The organism is Halomonas sp. H5, assembly GCF_050613175.1.
In the GTDB taxonomy this organism is placed as follows: Bacteria; Pseudomonadota; Gammaproteobacteria; order Pseudomonadales; family Halomonadaceae; genus Bisbaumannia; species Bisbaumannia salifodinae.
Map to the genome: position 1 here is coordinate 1,321,247 of NZ_CP192510.1, position 17,380 is coordinate 1,338,626.

A 17,380-nucleotide genomic window follows, 5' to 3' on the forward strand; every position below is an offset into this window, starting at 1 on the left:
ATGACTTCGCCGATCGGCAATAACGTCCTCAACAGCGTCAATGGCGGCGGCAACGCCGACCTGGGGCCGCGCCAGTCCCAGGAGCTCCGCGAGAGTTTCATGACGCTGCTGATCACCCAGCTGCAGAATCAGGACCCGCTCAATCCCATGGAGAACGCGGAGATGACCTCGCAGCTGGCGCAGATCAATACCGTCAGCGGCATCGAGCAGCTCAACGAGACCCTCGATGGCATCACCTCCCAGATCGACGCGGGGCAGCAGCTGCAGGCCAGCGCCCTGATCGGCAAGGGGGTCATGGTGCCGGGGAACCGGGTGCTGCTGCAGACCGATGACGAGGGCAATGCCCATACCACCCCCTTCGGCGTGGAACTGGCGGCGCCCGCGGATAACGTCAAGGTGACCATCGTCAATGACAGCGGCCAGGTGATCAATCGCTACGACCTGGGTGCGGTGGACGCCGGCGTCGAGTCCTTCACTTGGGATGGCAAGACCAGCGACGGCGAGACCGCTACGCCGGGCGCCTATCGGGTGCGTATCGAGGCCACCCAGGGTGAGGATAGCGTGAGCGTCGAGGCCCTGAACTACGCCGTGGTGGGCGGGGTGACGCCGGGCGAGAACGGCGTGCGGCTCGACCTGGGCGGCGTCTATGGCCAGGTGGGCCTCGACGACGTCAAGCAGATCCTGTAGCGCCATAACATCATAACGACGCCCGGCCAGGGCGCGACATCCCGCATTATTCATCGACGCAGAGGAAGTTGAGATGGGCTTTTCCCAGGCATTGAGTGGATTGAACTCCGCCGCCTCCAAGCTGGACGTGGTGGGCAACAATATCGCCAACTCCCAGACCGTGGGCTTCAAGGGCTCCGGCGCCCAGTTCGCCGACGTCTATGCCGGCTCCGTGGGGCTGGGTACCCGGGTCAGCGCGGTGCTGCAGAACTTCAATGAGGGCAATATCGAGAGCACCAACCGCAACCTGGACCTGGCCATCGCCGGCCAGGGCTTCTACCGCTTCCAGCAGGGCGGTGGCGAGGTGCTCTACTCCCGCAACGGCCAGCTCTCCCTGAATGCCGCGGGCGACCTGGTCAATGCCCAGGGCGCCAAGCTGATGGGCTATGGCCTGGAAGATGCCAACGACCCCTTCTCGGCGGTGGCCGCCGGCGGCGAGCCGGTGGCGCTGAATGTGCCCTCCGACGATATGCCGGCCAATGCCACCCAGAATCTGGATATCAAGCTAAATCTGGATTCCGGTGAGGCGGTCATCGATCGGGGCACCGTCCCCTTCGATGCCACGGACTCTACGACCTATAGCTACTCCACCTCGGCCAGCGTCTTCGATTCCCAGGGTAATGCCCGCAACCTGACGCTTTTTTATACCAAGACCGCGGCCAATGCCTGGGAGGTGAATGCGCGCCTTAGCGGCGGGCCGGCCGGGGCTCCCGAATACACCCCGCCGGCGGCGTTGACCGGATTGACCTTCGATGCCAATGGCGTATTGACCGGCGGGGCCCAGCAGACCCTGAGCTTCGATCTAACGGGGGAGGGGTTCGCTCAACTGGATATCGACTTCGATCAGACCGGCTCTACCCAGTTCGCCAACACCTCCACGGTAAATGACCTCGACCAGGACGGCTACACCTCCGGCACCCTGGTGGGCATCACCATCCAGGAGGATGGCACCGTGATGCGCAACTACTCCAACGAGCAGTCGATGGCCGCGGGGCAGGTCGTGCTGGCCAACTTCCGCAACCCCGAGGGCCTGAGCCCCGAGGGCGATAACGGCTGGAGCGCCTCCCAGGCCTCCGGGCAGGAGCTGCTGGGTACGCCGGGCAGCGGGGTGCTGGGCGCCATCCAGTCCGGGGCGGTGGAGACCTCCAATGTGGATATGGCCCGGGAGCTGGTGGAGATGATCGTCACCCAGCGTGCCTACCAGGCCAACTCCCAGACCATCAAGACCCAGGATGAGGTCCTGCAGACCGCCATCAACCTGCGCTGATGGGAGCCTGAGACATGGACCGTATCCTCTATACCGCCATGAGCGGCGCCAAGCAGAGCATGGACCAGCAGTCGGTGGTCAGTCACAACCTGGCCAATGCCGGTACCAGCGGCTTCCGCGCCCAGCTGCACGCCATGCGCGCGGTGCCGGTGGAGGGCGATGGCCTGCTGCCGACCCGGGTGTCGGTGGCCGCCACCACCCCGGGGGCCGACTTTTCGCCGGGGCCCATGAGCACCACCGGGCGTGACCTGGACGTGGCCATCGAGGGGAACGGCTGGCTGGCGGTGCAGGCCCCGGACGGCACCGAGGCCTATACCCGCCGCGGCGATATCCAGGTCGACGGCGACGGCGTGCTGCGCATCGCCGGCCACCCGGTGATCGGCGACGACGGCCCCATGGTGGTGCCCCTCGGCGCCCGGCTCTCCATGGGCGCCGACGGCACCGTCAGCGCCATCGGCGAGGGCCAGCAGGCGGATGCCCTGGTGGACGTGGGGCGCATCAAGCTGGTCGACCCCGGCGAGGCGCCACTGGTGCGCGGCGACGACGGCCTCTTTCGGGCGCCCGCCGGGGCGCTGCCCCAGGACGAGGCCGTGCGCCTGGCCAGCGGCACCCTGGAGGGCAGCAACGTCAGCGCCATCGAGTCCATGGTCTCGATGATCGACGTGGCGCGGCGCTACGAGATGCAGATGAAGGTGATCAGTACCGCCGACGAGAATGCCCAGCGTGCCAACAGCCTGCTCTCCCTGCAGGGCTAAGGAAACACTGATTTATTACTGCGCTCGAATCTTTTGTGAAGGGATGGCCGCCGGCGGTGCCGATACGTCGGACCGTCACAATCCCCACGGAGCACCCAGTCAACTCCGGTTGCTCCGCTCCGGCGGCGGCCAGCCTCTCTTCGCTCGCGACATAAATCAGCGCTTCCCTAACCGGATACTAAGGACGACACAACGATGATTTCTTCACTGTGGACCGCCAAGACCGGCCTGGAGTCACAGCAGGTCCAGATGGACGTGATCTCCAACAACCTGGCCAACGTCGGCACCAACGGCTTCAAGCGCTCCCGGGCGGTGTTCGAGGACCTGCTCTACCAGAACCTGCGCCAGCCCGGCGCCAACAACGACATCCAGAACCGCCTGCCCTCCGGCATGCAGGTGGGCACCGGGGTGCGCCCGGTGGCCACCGAACGCCTGCACAACCAGGGCGGGCTCGAGGCCACCGGCAACTCGCGGGACCTGGCCATCGAGGGCAACGGTTTCTTCCAGGTACTGATGCCGGACGGCACCACCGGCTATACCCGGGACGGCAGCTTCCAGCTCGACCAGAACGGCCAGATGGTCACCGCCAACGGCTACCCCGTGGAGCCGGCCATCATCATTCCCCAGAACGCCCTGTCGATCTCCATCGGTGAGGACGGCATCGTCAGCGTACGGGTGCCCGGCGATTCCCAGAGCCAGGAGGTGGGGCAGGTCTCCCTTTCCTCCTTCGTCAATCCCACCGGCCTGGAGAGCATCGGCGGCAACCTCTATCGCGAGACCACCGCCTCCGGCCCGCGCAACGAGAACCTGCCGGGGATGAACGGCACCGGCACCCTGATGCAGGGCTATGTGGAGACCTCCAACGTCAATGTGGTGGAGGAGATGGTCAGCATGATCCAGACCCAGCGGGCCTACGAGATCAACAGCAAGGCGGTGCAGACCAGCGACGAGATGCTGGCCCGCCTGGCCCAGCTCTAAGGATCCTTGACGCCATGGGAGCCACGATGCGACACCTCGGCCCGGTCCTGCTCGCCCTGGCGCTGCTGGCCCTGGCCGGCTGCGCCCAGATTCCCCGCGCCTCGGTGGTGGGGGAGCAGGAGCAGATCAGTATTCCCGACCGTCCGGCGCCGGTGGCCAACGGCTCCATCTACCAGGAGCGCCGCGGCTATCAGCCGCTGTTCGAGGATCGTCGTCCGCGCGTGGTGGGGGATATCCTCACCATCGTGCTGGACGAAGAGGTCAGCGCCAGCAAGAACGCCCGCACCAACGCCGACCGCAACGGCTCGGCGAGTCTCGAGCTCGATACCCTGCCCGACGCCCTGGAGACCCTCGCCGAGTACGGCTTCGACCTCTCGGGGGCCAGCGATTTCGAGGGCGGCGGCGGCTCCCAGGCCAACAACTCCTTTACCGGCACCATCACGGTGTCGGTGCTGGAGGTGATGAACAACGGCAACCTGCGGGTGCGCGGCGAGAAGCAGATCGCCATCAACCAGGGCACCGAATTCATTCGCTTCTCCGGGGTGGTCAACCCGCGCACCATCACCGCCCAGAACAGCGTGCCTTCCACCCAGGTGGCCGATGCCCGCATCGAATACGTGGGCGACGGCTATATCAACGAGGCCCAGCATATGGGCTGGCTGCAGCGCTTCTTCCTGAATATTTCACCCTTCTGACGGGCCGCCCCTATGATGACCCCGACCCGACCGCTACCGCGACTCGCCCTCCGCCTGCTGACCCTGGGGCTGCTGTGGCTGCTGGCCCTGCCGGCCCAGGCCGAACGCATCCGCGAGCTGGCCAACTTCGCCGGGGTGCGCGACAACGTCCTGGTGGGCTATGGCCTGGTGGTGGGCCTGGACGGCACCGGCGACCAGACCATGCAGGCGCCCTTCACCGGCCAGAGCCTGACCAATATGCTCTCCCAGCTCGGCGTCACGGTGCCGCCGGGGACCAATATGCAGCTGCGCAACGTGGCGGCGGTGATGGTCACCGCCGACCTGCCGCCCTTTTCGCGGCCGGGGCAGCGCCTCGACGTGGTGGTCTCCTCGGTGGGTAATGCCCGCAGCCTGCGCGGCGGCACCCTGCTGATGTCCCCCCTCAAGGGCGCCGACGGTGACACCTACGCCATCGCCCAGGGCAACCTGCTGGTGAGTGGCGCCGGCGCCGAGGCCGGGGGCAGCTCGGTGCAGGTCAATCACCAGGCCAGCGGGCGGATCGCCGGCGGCGCCATGGTGGAGCGGGAGGTGCCCCTCAACCTGGGCGCCAACGGCGGCCTGCTGGAGCTGGAGCTCGAGGAGGCCGACTTCGGTACCGCCCAGCGGGTGGTGGCGGCCATCAATCGCGAATTCGGTCGCGTGGTGGCCTCGGCCCGGGACGGCCGGGTGATCGCCCTGGATGGCCCCCTGGATGCCAATGCCCGGGTCGGCTTCATGGCACGGGTCGAGAGCCTGGACGTGACGCCCACCGAGGCCCCGGCGCGGGTGGTGGTCAACTCGCGCACCGGCTCGGTGGTGCTCAATGGCGCCGTGCGGCTGCACCGCGCCGCCGTGGCCCACGGCAACCTTTCCATCACCATCGATACCCAGTTCCAGGTCAGCCAGCCGGCGCCCTTCGGCGAGGGAGACACGGTGGTGGTGCCGGACACCGAGATCCGCGTGCAGGAGCAGGACGCCTACCTGCGGGTGGTGGAGGGCGCCGACCTCACCGAGGTGGTCAATGCCCTCAATGCCCTGGGCGCCACGCCCCAGGACCTGATGGCGATCCTCGAGGCCCTGAAGGCCGCCGGTTCCCTGCGCGCCGAACTGGAGATCCTCTAATGAGCGCCAGCGACCTCTCCGGCCAGTTCGCCCTGGATGTGCAGGGCATCCAGCGCCTGCGCCACACCGCCCGCCAGGACGAGCGGGCCGGCCTCGAGGGGGCCGCCCAGCAGTTCGAGGCGCTGTTCCTGCAGCGCATGCTCAAGAGCATGCGCGCCGCCATTCCCGAAAGCGATCTGATGAACAGTCAGCAGACCCGCTTCTATACCGAGCTGCATGACCAGCAGCTGGCCCAGCACCTCAGCGCCCGGGGCGGCGGCATGGGCCTGGCCGAGGAGCTGGTGCGTCAGCTGGAGGGGCACCTGGGATCGGTGGCGCCGCCCGAGCGAGCCAGCGAGCTGATCGCCGGCATTCCGCGGGGCACGCCGCGGCCCCTGACGTCGATGGGTGAGCAGGCCCCCGCCGACTTTATGCAGGCCCTGGCGGCCCGCCCGGCGGCCGGCGATGACCAAGCGCGGAGCGAGGCCCCGGCGCCGTCGGAATCGCCCGCCGTGCGCGCCGCTAGCGGCGAGCGGGCCGAGCATGTCCAGGCCTTCGTCGAGCGCCTGGCCGAGCCGGCCCACCGAGCCAGCGAGGCCAGCGGGGTGCCCGCCGAGCTGATCCTGGCCCAGGCGGCGCTGGAGACCGGCTGGGGGCGCCGCGGCATTCCCACCCGGGACGGCGGCGAGAGCCATAACCTCTTCGGCATCAAGGCCGGACGATACTGGCGGGGCGAGACCACCGAGATCGTCACCCACGAGTATCTCGATGGGCAGCGTACCCGCATCAGCGACCGCTTCCGGGTCTATGACTCCTACGCCGAGGCCTTTACCGACTATGCGCGGTTGATCGGCGACAGCCCCCGCTATGCCGGGGTCACGGCGGCGGGCAGTGCCCGCCAGGCGGCCCACGCCCTGCAGGCCGGCGGCTATGCCACCGACCCCCAGTATGCCGATAAGCTGATCAGTATTATGGAGACCCTGGGGCCGCTGCCTGAGGGTCCCCGACTGGCCAGCCGTTAAGCCGGCCCGGGCCTAGCCAGGCCGGGCCTCGCCAGGCCGGACCTAAAGTTAGTCGCGGCACGGCCGATAAGAAAACCAACATCTTCAAGGGAAGCGAAGGATGAGCCTGTTTTCCATCGGGGTCAGCGGCCTCAATGCCGCCCAGAACGCCCTGGCCACCACCGGCAATAACATCACCAATGTCTACACCCCGGGCTATAACCGGGAGCTGACCCTCCTCAGCGAGGGGCGCGGCGGCAGCGGCGGCGTCCAGGTGCAGGATATCCAGCGCCAGTTCAATCAGTACGTGGCGGGGCAGCTCAATGCCGCCACCAGCAAGTCCTCGGCGCTCAACACCTACCAGGGCCAGATCAGCCAGATCGACAGCCTGCTGGCCGATCGCGAGGCCGGCCTGGCGCCGCTGATACAGAACTTCTTCTCGTCGCTGGAGGATCTCGCCGGGGCCCCCTCCGACCCGGCGGCCCGCCAGGGGGTGATCGGCACGGCGGATACCCTGAGCGCCCAGTTCCGCTCCTTCGACGGCTACCTCGAGGATTTGCAGGGGGGCGTCAATGGCCTGATCCGCGACGAGATCACCCAGATCAACAACGCCACCGAGGAACTGGCCTACCTCAACCGCGAGATCGCCCTGGCCCGGGCGCGCAGCGGCGAGGCGCCCAATAGCCTGCTCAACCAGCGCGACCATCTGGTCCACGAGATGAGCGAGCGCCTCGACCTGCGCCTCAATATCCAGGATGGCAAGAGCTATAACGTCAGCCTGCCCAATGGCCAGCCGCTGGTGGCGGGGACCCAGGCCTTCACGCTGGAGGCGGTGGCCGCCCCCGACGACCCGGAGCGCACCGTGGTGGGCTACCGGGACGCCGCCGGCAATCGGGTGATCCTCGAGGAGGATGTGATTCAGGGCGGTACCCTGGGTGGCATCATGACCTTCCGAGCCGAGAGCCTGGATCGGGTGCAGAACCAGCTCGGCCAGATGGCCGTCTCCCTGGCCGAGGCCTTCAATGTCCAGCACGGCAAGGGCATCGACCTCAACGGCGATGCCGGCGGGGATATGTTCGGCCTCGGTCAGCCCCAGGCCTACCGCCACGACAATAACGCCAGTGCCGCCTACCTGGAGCCGGCCTTCGGCACCTATAGCGATCCGGTGGGCGGCCCCGGCGACCTGACCAACCTGGCCGCCACCGGTTACGACGTGGTCTATGACGGCGCCGATTATGTGGTGACCCGCCAGGATACCGGCGAGACCCTGGATGCCGCCGACGTCGACCTGGCTGGCGGCGTGCTCTCCTTCGGCGGCCTGGAGATCACCATCCAGAACGGCCCCCCCGCTGCCGGCGACCGCTTCAACGTGCAGCCCCTCAAGGGCGCTGCCGGGGGCATGGACAACCTGATCGGCGATACCTCAAAGATCGCCGCCGGCGAAGAGGATTTCAGCGGCGATAACCGCAATGCCCTGGCCCTGCAGGGGTTGCAGGACAAGCAGGTGGTGGGCGGCGGCGCGACCCTCAACCAGGCCTATGGCGCCCTGGTCAGTGACGTCGGCAACCGCACCAATATCGTCAAGGTCAATGCCGAGGCCCAGCAGGGGCTGACCGATCAGCTCAGCGCGGTGCAGCAGTCCGAGTCCGGGGTCAACCTGGACGAGGAGGCCGCCAACCTGATGCGCTATCAGCAGTACTATATGGCCAACGCCAAGGTGATCGAGACCGGTACCACCATTATCGACACCCTGCTCAACCTGCGTAACTAAGGCGGCGAGGAATTCCCATGCGTATCAGTACCCAGACCCTGTTCCAGCAGAACGTCAACAGCCTCAACCGCCAGCAGGGCGCTTTCCTGGAGATCGGTCAGAAAATCGCCAGCGGCAAGCGGGTCACCAACCCTTCCGATGATCCCCAGGCCGCCTCCCGCGCCGTGGGGGTCTCCCAGTCCAAGGCGGTGACCCAGCAGTATATGGACTCTCGGGTCAGCGCCCGCAATGCGCTGTCCCAGAGCGAGAGTGTGCTCAACAGCGTCAACGACGGCATCACCCGGGCCAAGACCCTGCTGTTGCAGGCCTCCAACGATCCCCTGAGCGACGTGGATCGCAACTCCGTGGCCAGCGAGCTCAAGGGGCTTTACGAGTCCCTGCTGGGCCAGGCCAACAGCACCGACGGTAACGGCCGCTACCTGTTCGGCGGCTACCGGGACAATGCGCCGCCCTTCGCCAAGGACGCCGGGGGCGCCGTGCAGTACGAGGGCGATACCCGCAATCGCGAGCAGAAGATCGATGCCACTCGCCAGATGCCGGTCACCGATAGCGGCGCCGATATCTTCCAGAGCGTGCATGCCAGTGCCGGCCTGCTGGCCAAGGCGGATGTCGGTAATGCGGGCAATCTAACCTATGGCTCGCCCCAGACCACGGACCTCTCCGATCCCGCCTATGGCGAGGCGCACCGTATCGAGTTCAGCGATAACGGCGTCGGGGGCTTCGACTACGAGATCTTCGATGCCGGAGGCGCCAGCGTGGGCACCGGTACCTACACCGAGAAGATGCGTCTCGAGGTGGCCGGGATGGCGGTCACGCTGGAAGGCATTCCCGCGGATGGGGACGAGCTGACCCTGGGGCGGGCCACCGAGATGGAACCCGACCTGTTCCGCACCCTGGAGAACGCCATCGCCGTGCTGGAGGAGCCCGTGGATACGCCCGCCAAGAAGGCGGCGCTGCGCAATACCCTCAATACCGGCCTGCGCGAGCTGGACAACGCCCAGGACAATGTCCTCACTATGCGGGCCTCGGTGGGGGCGCGGCTCAACGAGCTGGACGTGGTGGACAGCGTGGCCGGCAATCGCATGCTCAACTACGAGCAGACCCTCTCCGACCTGGTCGACCTCGACTATGTGCAGGCCGCCGCCGACTACAGCCTGCGCCAGGTGGGGCTGCAAGCGGCCCAGAGGGCCTTCGTCGATATCCAGGGCATCTCGCTCTTCGACCTTATGTAGGTCATGCTCTAGGCAAAAGGGCCGCCCCTCTAGGGCGGCCCTTTTTTTGATGGGGTGTCAGGCCAGCGGCGCCAGGGCCTCGAGCAGCCGATAGATAAAGTCGATGCCCTGGGCGAAGAGCCGTGACAGAAAGCGCCCCAGGTCGGTCATCAGGATCATCAGCAGGAAGAGCCCCACGGTCAGTGAAGTGGGGAAGCCGATATTGAAGACGGTGAGCTGGGGCGCCGAGCGGTTGAGGATGCCCAGCGACAGGCTGATCACCAGCAGGGCGCCCATCACCGGCAGCGCCAGTAGCATCCCCGAGACCATGATGGTGCCACCATAGCGGGCCAGCATCTCGAAGGCCCCGGCGTTGAGCCCCTGCAGGCCGATGGGCAGCAGGCTGAAGCTGCGCACCAGGATCTCCAGCACCACCAGGTGGCCGTCGAAGGCCAGGAACATCAGCAGGGTGATCATATAGAGCACCCGGGAGAGCACCATGGTATTGGTGCCGCTGGAGGGGTCGAAGAAGGTGGCGAAGGCCAGGCCCATGGAGAGGCCGATAAACTCGCCGGTGGCCTGCACCACCGCCAGGGTCACCTGCATCACCAGGCCGATGGCGATACCGATGATCAGTTGCTCCACCATGATGCCCAGGCTCGCCCAGGAGACCAGCGGCACCTCGGGCAGGGGCGGCAGCAGCGGGGCGGCGGCCACCGTCACCAGCACGCCGAAGGCGATCTTCACCTGGTTGGGCACGCCGGAGTGGCCCCACAGGGGGGCGGCCAGCAGGAAGCCGGTGATGCGCATGAAAGGCCACAGGAAGGCGATCAGCCAGGCCTGCAACTGGGCGAAGGTGACCTCGACCATCTCAGGAGATCATCGACGGGATACTGGTAAACAGCTCACGGGTAAAGTCGGTGATGCGCTTGAGCAGCCAGGGGCCGGAGATCACCAGCACCGCGAAGACCCCGAGGATCTTGGGAATAAAGGAGAGGGTCATCTCGTTGATCTGGGTAGCGGCCTGGAAGAGGCTGACCAGCAGGCCGGTGCCGAGGGCGGTCAGCAGCAGCGGGGCCGCCAGCCACAGGGTCACCTGCATGCCCTGGTAGGCCAGGCTCATCACCATTTCGGGGGTCATGGGTCGCTCCTTGCCCGCGCTCGTGGCCGGGCCTAGATATAGAAACTCTCCGCCAGCGAGCCAATGATCAGCTGCCAGCCATCCACCAGCACGAAGAGCATCAGCTTGAAGGGCAGCGAGATGGTCGCCGGCGGCACCATCATCATGCCCAGCGACATCAGCACGCTGGCCACCACCAGGTCGATGATCAGGAAGGGAATGAAGATGGTGAAGCCGATCTGGAAGGCGGTCTTCAGCTCGCTGGTGACGAAGGAGGGCACCAGCACCTGCAGGGGGACATCCTCGGGGCCCTGGAAGGGGCCGGCCCCGGCCAGGTCGGCGAACAGCGCCAGGTCCGGTTCCCGGGTCTGTCCCAGCATGAACTCGCGGAAGGGCTCGGCCCCGATGGCCAGGAAGGCGTCGAAGTTGATCTCGCCGGCACTCAGCGGCGCCCAGGCCAGTTCGTAGACCTGGCCGAAGACCGGCGACATCACGAAGAAGGTCAGAAACAGCGCCAGCCCCAGCAGGATCTGGTTGGGGGGCGTGGACTGGGTGCCCATGGCGATGCGCAGCAGGCTCAGCACGATGATGATGCGGGTGAAGCAGGTCATCATCAGCAGCAGGGCCGGCAGGAAGGCCATGCTGCTGAGCAACAGCAGGGTCTGCAGGGAGAGCGACCACTGCTGGCCGCCATCTTCCATCGGGCGGCTGGTGATGCCCGGCAGCTCCTGGGCCAGGCCCAGGGACGGCCAGGCGAGCAGCAGGATCACGCCAAGCAGGCAGAGCAGGCGACAGCGGCTCAACGGGACCTTCACCGCGACTTCCCCCGCCACAGCTCGCGACCGTTATGCTTGAGCGCCGCGGCGAAGCGTTCGCCGAAGCCGGTATCCGCCGCCTCCCCACGGCCGAGCCCCTGGCTCAGGGCCTCGCTCGCCGTGGCCTGCTTGGCCGGCAACTGATGCAGGGGGGTGATGCGCCCGCCGCCGACCCCCAGCACCAGCCAGGTGTCGTCCACCTCCACCACCACCACCCGCTCCTTGGGACCCAGGGGGGTACTGGCCACCACCCTGAGGTTGAGGGCCTGGGCATGGCGGTTTGGGCCCAGCCGGGTTAGCAGGTAGCGGGAGAGGAAGATCAGCCCCAGCACCAGGGCCAGGGCGGCGGCGGTCTTGCCCAGGGTGGCCAGGCCCACCAGGGCCTCGCCGCCGGCCAGGGCGGTGTCGCTGGCGTCGCTCATCGGTTCAGCTTCTGGACCCGCTCGGAGGGGGTGATGATCTCGGTGATGCGGATCCCGTACTTGTCATCCACCACCACCACCTCGCCCTGGGCGATCAGGTAGCCGTTGATCAGGATATCCATGGGCTCGCCGGCCAGGCCATCCAGCTCGATCACCGAACCCTGGGCCAGCTCCAGCAGCTGCTTGATGGTGATGCGGGTACGGCCCAGCTCCACGGTGAGCTTGACCGGGATATCCATGATCATCTCGAGGTCCCGGGGCGCGCCGGCGGGGCCACTACCCTCCAGGGGGCGGAAGACCTGCTCTCCGGCGGCCTGGGCCTGGCCGGCCTCCTGCTCGGCCTGTTCGGCCAGGGCATCGGCCCAGGGATCGGCGTCGCTCTTGTCGCCTCCCTCGGCGGCCTCCTGTTCGGCCATCGCCTCGGCCCAGGGATCCGCGTCGTCGGCCGGGGCGTCGCTCTTGCTCTCGCTGGCCTCCTGCTCCGCCATGGCGTCCGCCCAGGCGTCATCGGTGGGTTTCTGATCGTCGGGCTTGTTGGGATCAGTCATTCTTGGCTTCCTTGGCTTTCGACACGGCGCCCTTGACGAAGACGTCCTTGGCGGGCACGTGCTGGGAGAGGTGGTCGATCATGCGCTTGACGCGCAGGGCGCGCTGGCCATTCTGGCTGCCGTAGTCGCACTCCATCACCGGCACGCCGTCGACATGGGCGGTGACGGTGTCGGGGAGCTCCAGGGGCAGGACGTCCCCCTCCTGAAGCGACAGCACCTCACCGATGTGCGAGGGCAGGGTGGTGAACTCGGCCACCAGCTCCACCTCCGACTGGCGAAGCTCGCCGGCCATGCGCTGGGTCCACAGCTGGTGGTCGCCGCCCTCCTGGGAGTCGCTCATGGGGTTGGCCAGCAGCTCGCGCAGCGGCTCGATCATCGAGAAGGGCATGCAGATCTGGAAATCGCTGGCCAGGTTGCCCACCTCCAGGTGGAAGTTGGTGTTGACCACGATCTCGTTGGGCGAGTTGGTGATATTGGCAAACTTGGCCTGTATCTCCGAGCGCAGGAAGGTGATCTCCAGGGGATAGATCGACTTCCAGGCCTCCTGGTAGCTGTCCAGGGCCAGGTTGAGGATGCGCCGGATGATGCGCTGCTCGGTATGGGTGAACTCGCGGCCCTCGGACTTGGTGACGAAGCGCCCGTCGCCGCCGAAGAGGTTATCCACCACCATGAATACCAGGCTGGGCGGGAAGACCACCAGGGCCGAGCCGCGCAGCGGTTTCATGCCGATCAGGTTGATATTGGTGGGTACCGGTACGTTGCGCGAGAAGTCGCTGTAGCTCTGGTAGCGCACCGGCCCTACGGTGATATCGGCGCTGCGGCGCATCAGGTTGAACAGCCCCATGCGGAACTGACGGGCGAAGCGCTCGTTGATGATATCCAGCGCCTGCAGTCGCTCGCGAATCACCCGGTGCTGTGTGGCCGGGTCATAGGGGCGAACACGCGAGGACTCCCCGTCGCTTTCCGCGGGGCCGTCCTCCTCGCCGCTGACCCCCTTGAGCAGGGCGTCGATTTCTTCCTGCGAGAGCAGATCGTCTTGAGACATGGTGCGGATGCGCCTGTGGGTTATTGCACGATGAACTCGGTGAAGAGCACCTCGTCCACCGCGAGAGTCGGTTGCGGCTCGGTCAGGGGCTCATCGAAGAGGGCCTGCACCTGCTGAGCCAGGGCCTGCCGCCCCCCCGGGGCGACCAGGTCCTCGTCGAGCTGCTCGGAGAACAGCAGCAGCAGGCGGCTGCGCACCAGGGGCAGGTGCTCCTGGATGATCCGCTGGCTCGTCTCGTCGCCCACCTTGAGGGTCAGGCCCACGTAGAGCAGGCGATCGCTGTAGCGCTCGCTCTGCAGGTTGACGGTAAAGGGGTCGACCCGCACGAAGATCGGGCTGGGTGCCTCCACCGGGGCCGCCTCGGCCTCGCTGGCCTGGGCCGTGCCGTGCTGATCCAGCAGTAGGTAGACATTCACCGCCGCCACCGCCGCCACCAAAATCACCAGCAAGACGATCAGGAAGGCCGTCTTGCGGGAACCGCCGGCCTTTGCCGTCGCGTTTGCCATGGTCACTCCTCATCTACGGTTGGGCCGAGTATGCCGTAGCCGTCTCGGGCCCGATGATTCGAACAGGGCGGGGGAAGCGCCCTATCTCCGGGGTTTGTGGGGCTTGCCTCAGGCGAACAGGTCGACGCCGCCGCGCAGGCTGGCGGCCAGGCTCGCCTGCTGGCGTTCGCTCAGCGGCGGCGCGGCGTCGTCGGCCAGGTCGCCGGACGGCCCGGCGGATGGCTCGGTCCCATCGCCTCGGGCCAGGAACCCGCCGGCCTGATCACCGCGCTGCTCGCCCACCGAGGCCTCGCCGAGCTGGATGCCCTGCTCGGCGAGGGCCTCACGCAGCTGGGGCAGGGCCTGTTCCACCGCCTGGCGCACCGGGGCATGGGCGGAGAGGAACTGGGCCTGGGCGCCCTGGTCGCCCAGCTTGAGGCTCACCGACAGGGGCCCCAGCTCGGCGGGATTGAGGTGCAGCTCCACCTGGCCGCCACGCTGTGCCAGGCCGACCAGTTGCTGGCCCAGCTGCTGCTCCCAGGCCTGGGTCGCCAGCGGGGCGCTCAGGCTGGCGGTGGCCGGGGCGGCAAAGCCCTGGGGAAGCCCTTGAGAAAGCCCCGCCTGGGGCGCCGCGGCGGCGCCCTGGCTCGGCCCCGGGAGCCCCGCCTCGATACCGACCGCGCGGGTCATGCCGGGTTCAAAGGCCGGCTCGCCGGTGGGCAGCGGCGCCTGGGCCACCAGGGGAGGCGCGAGCGGTGCGGGACGCTCGCCGCCGGGCTGGGATGCCGACAGGGAGGCGGCCTGTCCCGGGGCTGCGCCATTCGCGGCGCCCTCGCCACGGCGTCCCGCCAGGTTCGCCAGCTCGCTGCTGAGCTGCCGCAGGGCGCCATCGGCCGGGCGGGCCGCGCCAGGGGAGGCCTCGGGCGCGGCCACCAGGGCCAGGCGAGCGGCGATCTCCGCCAGTCGCGGATCCTGGGGCATGGCCTGCGCCGAAGCGATGCTCTGCGGGGCGGCGGCCTGCGTCGGCGCGCTAGCGGCCCCAGCCAGGCGCTCGGCCAGGGCTACCAGCAGCGGCGGGAGTGCCTCGGGCATCTGGCCTTCGGTCAGGCCATCCGCGAGGGGGTGCAGCGCCTCGGGGAGCTCGCCGTTCTCGGCGAGGTTGGCCAGGGCATCATTAAGCGCCGTGGCCAGTGCCTCGGGGAGTTCGCCGTTTTTCGTATGGGTGGCGAGACTGGCCAGCGCCTCGGGGAGCTCGCCTTCCGGCGAGAGGCCGGCGATGGCATCGTCCAGCAGCTTGGACAAGGCCTCCGGCTCGAGATCGAGCGCCTGGGCCAGGGTCGCGAGATCCGGGCCGGCCTCGCCGCTAGCGGGTTGTTGCGCCGGGGCGTCAGCCGTTATGCCGTCCTGGCCGCCGGCTCGCGTCAGCAGGGCGGCGAAATCCGCGGCGGGGTCGCCGGCGTTGGAGCGGGGCGCGGCCCCGGGGCGGCCGGCCGTCATGGCCAGCAGGGCGGTAATGTCCATCAGTGACCTCCCTGAAGAGAATGGGGTGTCCGGCCGCGCCGCAGGGCGAGCTGGCTGAGTTCGTCATTGAGGCGCAGTTCCTGGCGCTGGCGGCCCCGCTGGGCCTGCTCGGCGCGGCGGCTGGCCAGGGTGTCGTAGGAGGAGAGCTTGCGCTGCTCGCCCTGCCACTGCTGCTGGCTGCGTGTTACCTGGCGGCGCTGCTGTTCCAGGGCCTGCTGGGCGCGGCCCATGGCGTCATCCAGGGAGCGCAGGAAATGCTGGTAGTTGTGCATGGAGGCGGGATCGATCCCCTCCTGCATGGCCCGCTGCAGGCGCTCGGCATACTCCTGGCGATAGCGCCTGAGGGTCTCCACCTGAGCGACGCTCTGCTGTTCGCCTTGGCGCGCCTGGGCCAGCCCCAGGGCGGCCTTGTCGCGACTCTCCTGGGCGAGTTCGATCAGGGTGTCGAGGGGACCACGCTGACTCATGACGTACCTCCGATTAGCTGGGCCAGGGCCTGCTGGGTGGGGGCGGTGGCGGCGCTCTCATCAATGCGCTGCTGCAAGAAGCGCTCCAGGTGCGGGTAGAGCTGCACCGCCTGATCCAGTTGGGGGTCGTGACCGGGAGTATAGGCACCCACGCTGATCAGGTCCTGATTACGCCGGTAACGGGAGAAGAGCTGCTTGAAACGCTGCGCCCGAGCCTGCTGGTCGCGGTCGACGATGGCGGTCATGGCGCGGCTGATCGAGGCCTCGATATCGATGGCCGGGTAGTGGCCGGCCTCCGCCAGGGAGCGGGAGAGCACGATATGGCCGTCGAGGATGGCCCGCGCCGAATCGGCGATGGGATCCTGCTGGTCATCGCCCTCGGTGAGCACCGTATAGAAGGCGGTGATGGAACCGCCGCCGCGCTGGGCGTTGCCGGCCCGCTCCACGAGACTCGGCAGCTTGGCGAACACCGAGGGCGGATAGCCCTTGGTGGCCGGGGGCTCGCCGATGGCCAGGGCGATCTCGCGCTGGGCCATGGCGTAGCGGGTCAGCGAGTCCATGATCAGCAGCACATCGCGGCCCTGGTCGCGGAAGCCCTCCGCCAGGCGCGTGGCGTAGGCGGCCCCCTGCAGGCGCTGCAGCGGCGAGGTGTCGGCCGGTGCCGCCACTACCACGGCGCGGCGCCGCCCCTCCTCACCGAGGATATTGTCGATGAAATCCTGCACCTCGCGGCCCCGCTCGCCGATCAGCCCCACCACGATGACATCGGCGCGGGTGAAGCGCGCCATCATCCCCAGCAGCACCGACTTGCCGACGCCGGAGCCGGCGAACAGTCCCATGCGCTGGCCGCGGCCGACGCTGAGCAGGGCGTTGATGGCGCGGATGCCCACGTCGACCTGCTCCTCGATGGGCGCCCGGGACAGCGGATTGAGGGGCGGGGTGGCCAGGGGCGCGTGGGGCGCCTCGGCCAGCGGTTCGCCGCCGTCCAGGGGCCGGCCGTTGCCGTCCACCACCCGGCCCAGCAGCGACTCGCCCAGGGGAAAGCGCCGCGCGCTGTGGGCGCCCTCGCCCAGGGGCAGCACCCGGGCGCCGGGGGTCAGGCCGCTGATCGCCTCCAGCGGCATCAGGAACAGTTGGTCGCCGGAGAAGCCCACCACTTCCGCCTCGGCGAAGCCCTCGGCCAGCTCGATACGGCAGGCGCTGCCCAGGGGCACCTTGAGGCCCACCGCCTCCAGCACCATGCCGGTGGCGCGGGTGATGCGCCCGCTGACCCGGTAGGGGGGCAGGGCCTCGACGCCGCGGCGCACCCGGCCGAGGGCCTGGCACCAGTGGTGCTGATGGGGGTTGGTGATGGCCTCGGGCATGCTGCTAGTCTCCCCGCCGCGGGCCTGGCATAAGTGGCGCTGATGGGGGGTGGCGATGGCCTCGGGCATG

Annotated in this window: 19 protein-coding genes; 9 read left to right on the forward strand and 10 right to left on the reverse strand. The window is 68.0% G+C overall.

The genetic code is table 11. The features are described from left to right. From flgD to flgL, 9 genes are all read left to right on the forward strand, one after another. A complete protein-coding gene (flgD, locus tag ACQ1W9_RS06060) occupies positions 1-687 on the forward strand; it encodes a flagellar hook assembly protein FlgD (RefSeq protein WP_431025792.1) in 687 nt (228 codons plus the stop codon). Between the two features lie 73 nt (positions 688-760). Beyond that, positions 761-1,993 carry a flagellar hook protein FlgE gene (gene flgE, locus ACQ1W9_RS06065; RefSeq protein ID WP_431025793.1) on the forward strand — a complete coding sequence of 411 codons (1,233 nt, stop codon included), beginning with the start codon at positions 761-763 and terminating at the stop codon, positions 1,991-1,993. Positions 1,994-2,007: 14 nt separating this feature from the next. Next, the gene (locus tag ACQ1W9_RS06070; RefSeq protein ID WP_431025794.1) at positions 2,008-2,748 is read left to right on the forward strand and encodes a flagellar basal body rod protein FlgF; all 741 of its coding nucleotides are present in this window, start codon (positions 2,008-2,010) and stop codon (positions 2,746-2,748) included. A 195-nt stretch (positions 2,749-2,943) separates the two neighbouring features. Then, positions 2,944-3,726: a flagellar basal-body rod protein FlgG gene (flgG, locus tag ACQ1W9_RS06075; RefSeq protein ID WP_431025795.1), complete on the forward strand. Its 783-nt coding sequence runs from the start codon at positions 2,944-2,946 to the stop codon at positions 3,724-3,726. A 26-nt stretch (positions 3,727-3,752) separates the two neighbouring features. Next, on the forward strand, positions 3,753-4,421 hold the full coding sequence (locus tag ACQ1W9_RS06080; RefSeq protein WP_346061279.1) for a flagellar basal body L-ring protein FlgH: 669 nt from the start codon (positions 3,753-3,755) through the stop codon (positions 4,419-4,421). 12 nt (positions 4,422-4,433) lie between these two features. Beyond that, on the forward strand, positions 4,434-5,561 hold the full coding sequence (locus ACQ1W9_RS06085) for a flagellar basal body P-ring protein FlgI (protein ID WP_431025796.1): 1,128 nt from the start codon (positions 4,434-4,436) through the stop codon (positions 5,559-5,561). Continuing rightward, on the forward strand, positions 5,561-6,562 hold the full coding sequence (gene flgJ / locus ACQ1W9_RS06090) for a flagellar assembly peptidoglycan hydrolase FlgJ (RefSeq protein WP_431025797.1): 1,002 nt from the start codon (positions 5,561-5,563) through the stop codon (positions 6,560-6,562). Before ACQ1W9_RS06085 ends, flgJ begins: the two co-directional genes overlap by 1 nt. Positions 6,563-6,662: 100 nt before the next feature. Next, positions 6,663-8,312 carry a flagellar hook-associated protein FlgK gene (gene flgK, locus ACQ1W9_RS06095; protein WP_431025798.1) on the forward strand — a complete coding sequence of 550 codons (1,650 nt, stop codon included), beginning with the start codon at positions 6,663-6,665 and terminating at the stop codon, positions 8,310-8,312. 17 nt (positions 8,313-8,329) lie between these two features. Then, the gene (flgL, locus tag ACQ1W9_RS06100; protein WP_431025799.1) at positions 8,330-9,544 is read left to right on the forward strand and encodes a flagellar hook-associated protein FlgL; all 1,215 of its coding nucleotides are present in this window, start codon (positions 8,330-8,332) and stop codon (positions 9,542-9,544) included. A gap of 57 nt (positions 9,545-9,601) precedes the next feature. Here flgL and fliR read toward each other — a convergent pair whose 3' ends face one another. The 10 genes from fliR to fliI form a co-directional block, all read right to left on the reverse strand. Beyond that, positions 9,602-10,393, reverse strand: coding sequence for a flagellar biosynthetic protein FliR (fliR, locus tag ACQ1W9_RS06105; protein WP_431025800.1), 792 nt, complete (start codon positions 10,391-10,393; stop codon positions 9,602-9,604). 1 nt (position 10,394) lies between these two features. Then, positions 10,395-10,664 carry a flagellar biosynthesis protein FliQ gene (fliQ, locus tag ACQ1W9_RS06110; RefSeq protein WP_346063285.1) on the reverse strand — a complete coding sequence of 90 codons (270 nt, stop codon included), beginning with the start codon at positions 10,662-10,664 and terminating at the stop codon, positions 10,395-10,397. A 32-nt stretch (positions 10,665-10,696) separates the two neighbouring features. Next, entirely contained in the window at positions 10,697-11,458 is a 762-nt protein-coding gene (gene fliP / locus ACQ1W9_RS06115; protein WP_431025801.1) for a flagellar type III secretion system pore protein FliP, read from the reverse strand. Then, on the reverse strand, positions 11,455-11,880 hold the full coding sequence (gene fliO / locus ACQ1W9_RS06120) for a flagellar biosynthetic protein FliO (protein WP_431025802.1): 426 nt from the start codon (positions 11,878-11,880) through the stop codon (positions 11,455-11,457). The genes fliP and fliO overlap by 4 nt, the downstream gene beginning before the upstream one ends. Then, positions 11,877-12,428, reverse strand: coding sequence for a flagellar motor switch protein FliN (fliN, locus tag ACQ1W9_RS06125; RefSeq protein ID WP_431025803.1), 552 nt, complete (start codon positions 12,426-12,428; stop codon positions 11,877-11,879). The genes fliO and fliN overlap by 4 nt, the downstream gene beginning before the upstream one ends. Further along, positions 12,421-13,473 (reverse strand): flagellar motor switch protein FliM, encoded by a 1,053-nt coding sequence (gene fliM, locus ACQ1W9_RS06130; RefSeq protein WP_431025804.1) that lies wholly within the window; start codon positions 13,471-13,473, stop codon positions 12,421-12,423. The genes fliN and fliM overlap by 8 nt, the downstream gene beginning before the upstream one ends. Positions 13,474-13,493: 20 nt before the next feature. Then, positions 13,494-13,979: a flagellar basal body-associated protein FliL gene (fliL, locus tag ACQ1W9_RS06135; protein WP_431025805.1), complete on the reverse strand. Its 486-nt coding sequence runs from the start codon at positions 13,977-13,979 to the stop codon at positions 13,494-13,496. A 108-nt stretch (positions 13,980-14,087) separates the two neighbouring features. Continuing rightward, positions 14,088-15,479 (reverse strand): flagellar hook-length control protein FliK, encoded by a 1,392-nt coding sequence (locus tag ACQ1W9_RS06140; protein ID WP_431025806.1) that lies wholly within the window; start codon positions 15,477-15,479, stop codon positions 14,088-14,090. Continuing rightward, on the reverse strand, positions 15,479-15,946 hold the full coding sequence (gene fliJ, locus ACQ1W9_RS06145; protein WP_431025807.1) for a flagellar export protein FliJ: 468 nt from the start codon (positions 15,944-15,946) through the stop codon (positions 15,479-15,481). The genes ACQ1W9_RS06140 and fliJ overlap by 1 nt, the downstream gene beginning before the upstream one ends. Continuing rightward, the gene (gene fliI, locus ACQ1W9_RS06150) at positions 15,943-17,310 is read right to left on the reverse strand and encodes a flagellar protein export ATPase FliI (RefSeq protein ID WP_431026414.1); all 1,368 of its coding nucleotides are present in this window, start codon (positions 17,308-17,310) and stop codon (positions 15,943-15,945) included. Before fliI ends, fliJ begins: the two co-directional genes overlap by 4 nt. Positions 17,311-17,380 lie beyond the last annotated feature (70 nt).

Bases quoted from the DNA above. Each gene is read 5' to 3' on its own strand.
- ACQ1W9_RS06080 (WP_346061279.1), top strand. From the start codon at position 3,753: ATGCGACACCTCGGCCCGGTCCTGCTCGCCCTGGCGCTGCTGGCCCTG.
- flgL (WP_431025799.1), top strand. From the start codon at position 8,330: ATGCGTATCAGTACCCAGACCCTGTTCCAGCAGAACGTCAACAGCCTC.
- flgE (WP_431025793.1), top strand. From the start codon at position 761: ATGGGCTTTTCCCAGGCATTGAGTGGATTGAACTCCGCCGCCTCCAAG.
- ACQ1W9_RS06085 (WP_431025796.1), top strand. From the start codon at position 4,434: ATGATGACCCCGACCCGACCGCTACCGCGACTCGCCCTCCGCCTGCTG.
- ACQ1W9_RS06140 (WP_431025806.1), bottom strand. From the start codon at position 15,479: ATGGACATTACCGCCCTGCTGGCCATGACGGCCGGCCGCCCCGGGGCC.
- fliM (WP_431025804.1), bottom strand. From the start codon at position 13,473: ATGTCTCAAGACGATCTGCTCTCGCAGGAAGAAATCGACGCCCTGCTC.
- fliJ (WP_431025807.1), bottom strand. From the start codon at position 15,946: ATGAGTCAGCGTGGTCCCCTCGACACCCTGATCGAACTCGCCCAGGAG.
- fliQ (WP_346063285.1), bottom strand. From the start codon at position 10,664: ATGACCCCCGAAATGGTGATGAGCCTGGCCTACCAGGGCATGCAGGTG.
- fliR (WP_431025800.1), bottom strand. From the start codon at position 10,393: ATGGTCGAGGTCACCTTCGCCCAGTTGCAGGCCTGGCTGATCGCCTTC.
- fliI (WP_431026414.1), bottom strand. From the start codon at position 17,310: ATGCCCGAGGCCATCACCAACCCCCATCAGCACCACTGGTGCCAGGCC.
- flgK (WP_431025798.1), top strand. From the start codon at position 6,663: ATGAGCCTGTTTTCCATCGGGGTCAGCGGCCTCAATGCCGCCCAGAAC.
- flgD (WP_431025792.1), top strand. From the start codon at position 1: ATGACTTCGCCGATCGGCAATAACGTCCTCAACAGCGTCAATGGCGGC.
- fliL (WP_431025805.1), bottom strand. From the start codon at position 13,979: ATGGCAAACGCGACGGCAAAGGCCGGCGGTTCCCGCAAGACGGCCTTC.
- ACQ1W9_RS06070 (WP_431025794.1), top strand. From the start codon at position 2,008: ATGGACCGTATCCTCTATACCGCCATGAGCGGCGCCAAGCAGAGCATG.
- fliO (WP_431025802.1), bottom strand. From the start codon at position 11,880: ATGAGCGACGCCAGCGACACCGCCCTGGCCGGCGGCGAGGCCCTGGTG.
- flgJ (WP_431025797.1), top strand. From the start codon at position 5,561: ATGAGCGCCAGCGACCTCTCCGGCCAGTTCGCCCTGGATGTGCAGGGC.
- flgG (WP_431025795.1), top strand. From the start codon at position 2,944: ATGATTTCTTCACTGTGGACCGCCAAGACCGGCCTGGAGTCACAGCAG.
- fliN (WP_431025803.1), bottom strand. From the start codon at position 12,428: ATGACTGATCCCAACAAGCCCGACGATCAGAAACCCACCGATGACGCC.